The 2,996-nt window shown below is 73.8% G+C and carries 2 protein-coding genes; both read left to right on the top strand.

Annotated elements, in window-relative coordinates; all coding sequences use genetic code 11:
- Nucleotides 1-11: 11 nt before the first annotated feature.
- Nucleotides 12-2,000 carry an acetoacetate--CoA ligase gene (locus ACOV8S_RS05585; RefSeq protein WP_448316407.1) on the top strand — a complete coding sequence of 663 codons (1,989 nt, stop codon included), beginning with the start codon at nt 12-14 and terminating at the stop codon, nt 1,998-2,000.
- Nucleotides 1,997-2,956 carry a 3-hydroxyacyl-CoA dehydrogenase NAD-binding domain-containing protein gene (locus ACOV8S_RS05590; RefSeq protein ID WP_448316408.1) on the top strand — a complete coding sequence of 320 codons (960 nt, stop codon included), beginning with the start codon at nt 1,997-1,999 and terminating at the stop codon, nt 2,954-2,956. The genes ACOV8S_RS05585 and ACOV8S_RS05590 overlap by 4 nt, the downstream gene beginning before the upstream one ends.
- The last annotated feature ends 40 nt before the right edge of the window (nt 2,957-2,996 follow it).

The following is a 2,996-nucleotide window of genomic DNA, read 5'->3' on the forward strand; positions in this document are numbered from 1 at the left end:
GAGGAGGCACGATGAGCACCCCGCACGCGCCCCGGGAACCCGAACTCCTCCACCCGCCCCTCGAGGAGCGGGCCCGCGTCGCCCGCGCCCAGCAGTTCCTGACCTGGCTGCGCGACAACGGCAGGGCCGACCTGGCCTCCTGGGAGGAACTGCGGGCCTGGTCGGTCCGCGACCTGGAGGACTTCTGGGAGTCGGTCCGGGAGTACTTCGGCGTCCGGTTCCACACCCCCGCCGAGAAGGTCCTCACCACCCGGGAGATGCCCGGCGCCCGCTGGTTCCCCGGCGCCACCCTCAACTACGCGCAGCACGCCCTCGGCCGGCCCGAGGACGCCGACACGGTCGCCGTCGTCGCGCACTCCCAGACCAGGGAGCCCGTCGAGCTGACCTTCGCCGAACTCGCCGAGCGGGTACGGCGGGTACGCGCCGGGCTGCGCCGCCTGGGCGTCGGCCGGGGCGACCGGGTGGCCGGGTACCTGCCCAACATCCCCGAGACGCTGGTCGCCTACCTGGCCACCGCCAGTCTCGGGGCCGTATGGACGGCCTGCGCACCGGAGTTCGGGCCACGCAGCGTGCACGACCGGTTCGGACAGGTGGAGCCCAAGGTCCTGCTCGCCGTCGCCGGGTACACCTACGGCGACAAGGAGGCCGACAAGCGGGCCGACGTCGCGGAGATCCGCGCGGCGCTGCCCGGCGTGCGCCACGTCGTCCATGTCCCGTACGGGCGGCACGCGTTGGACGGGGCGGTGCCGTTCGCCGACCTGCTGGCCGACACCGACGAACCCCTCGCCTTCGAGCCCGTCGCGTTCGACCACCCGCTGTGCGTGCTCTTCTCCTCCGGCACCACCGGCAGGCCCAAGGCCATCGTCCACGGCCACGGCGGACTGCTGCTCGAGCACCTGAAGAACCACACCTTCCACTGGGACCTGGGCCCCGGCGACCGGCTGCTGTGGTTCAGCACCACGGCCTGGATGATGTGGAACACGCTCGTGTCGGCGCTGCTGGTGCGTTCCTCGATCGTCATGATCGACGGCAACCCGCTCCATCCCGGCCTGGGGGAGCAGTGGCGGCTCGCCGAGCGCACCGGCGCGACCCTCATGGGTGCGAGTCCCGGCTACCTGATGGCGTGCCGCAGGGAAGGGATGCGGCCCGCCGAGGAGTTCGGCCTCTCCCGGCTGCGGCAGATCGGCGTGGCGGGCAGTCCGTTCCCGCCCGAGGGCGCCCGGTGGGTGGCCGGGCAGTTCGGCAGCCGGGTCCTGCTCAACGTCGGCAGCGGCGGCACCGACGTCTGCACCGGACTGGTGCAGGCGTCGCCGCTCACACCGGTGTACGCCGGCGAGATGTCCGGCCCGAGCCTGGCCGTCGACGTCAAGGCGTACGACCGGGACGGCGAGGCCGTCGTCGGGCAACTGGGCGAACTGGTGATCACCTCGCCGATGCCGTCCATGCCGGTCGGCCTGTGGGGCGACCCCGACGGCAGCAGGCTGAGGGAGGCCTACTTCTCGGCCTTCCCGGGAGCGTTCCGCTTCGGCGACTGGTGCCGCTTCTCCGCCGCCGGCTCCTGCCTGATCACCGGCCGGTCCGACGCCACCCTCAACCGGGGCGGGGTGAGGCTCGGTACCGGTGAGTTCTACCGGGTCCTGCAGGACGCCGACGAGATCACCGACAGCGTCGTCGTCCACCTCGAGGACCCGGCGGGAGGCACCGGCGAACTGATCCTCTTCGTGGTGCCGAGCCCCGGCACCAGGGTCGACGACGACCTGCGGAAGCGGCTGTCCGCACGGATCCGGTCCGCCCTGTCACCACGCCATGTGCCGGACCGGATCGTCGCCGTGCCGTCCGTGCCGTACTCACGGACCGGCAAGAAGCTGGAGGTGCCGGTCAAACGGATCCTGCTCGGCGCCGACCCGGCCGCCGTCGCCTCCCCGGGCGCCCTCGTCGACCCGTCGGCCCTCGACGCCTTCGCGGAGTACGGCCGCCGCCGCGCCGAGGACGCCCGATGAACGCCGGGCACGCCGCGGTGGGCGCCGGGCACGCCGCGGTGGTGGGCGCCGGCGTCATCGGCGCGGGATGGGCCGCGCTGTTCCTGGCCCACGGCCTGGACGTCCGCGCCCACGACCCCGCCCGCGGAGCCGAGGAACGGCTGAGGGAATCCGTGCGCCGGGCATGGCCGGCCCTGACCCGGCTCGGTCTCGCCGAGGGAGCCGCCCCCGACCGGCTGCGCTTCACGGGCAGCGCGGCGGAGGCCGCCGACGGTGCGTGCTTCGTGCAGGAGAGCGGCCCGGAGCGGGAGGACGCCAAGCGCCTGCTGCTCGCCGAACTCGACGAGGCGGCCCCGCCGTCGGCCCCGCTGGCCAGCAGTTCCTCCGGGCTGACGCCCACCACACTGCAGACGATGTGCGCGCGCCGCCCGGAACGGGTGCTGGTCGGCCACCCCTTCCACCCGTGCCACCTGATCCCGCTGGTCGAGGTGGTGCCGGGCACGCGCACCGAGCGGTCCGTCGTCGAGGAGACCCTGCGCTTCTACACCGCACTCGGCAAACGGCCGGTCCTGGTACGGCGCGAGGTGCCCGGCCACGTCACCAACCGGCTCCAGGCAGCACTGTGGCGCGAGGCCTACTCGCTGGTGGAACGGGGCGTGGCCACCGTCGCCGACATCGACACGGCCGTCTCCGAGGGCCCCGGCCTGCGATGGGCGCTGCTCGGCCCCCTGGTCAACCAGCACCTGTCCGGCGGACCGGGCGGCATGGCCCACACCCTGGAACACCTCGGACCGCCCGCCCAGCGCTGGATGGACGACCTCGGCACACCACAGCTCACCCCGACCCTGACCGAGGCGCTGGTCCGCGGCGTCGACGAGGAACTGACCGGCGTCGACCAGGCGCGCATGGTGGCCGAGCGGGACGACCTGCTGGTCCGGCTCATCGAGGAGAAGCGCCGCCGCCGCTCCCTGCCCTGACACCCGCCCTCAGCCGGCCCCGACGCCTCGACACCGCGCC

This window comes from Streptomyces sp. CO7, assembly GCF_053474865.1.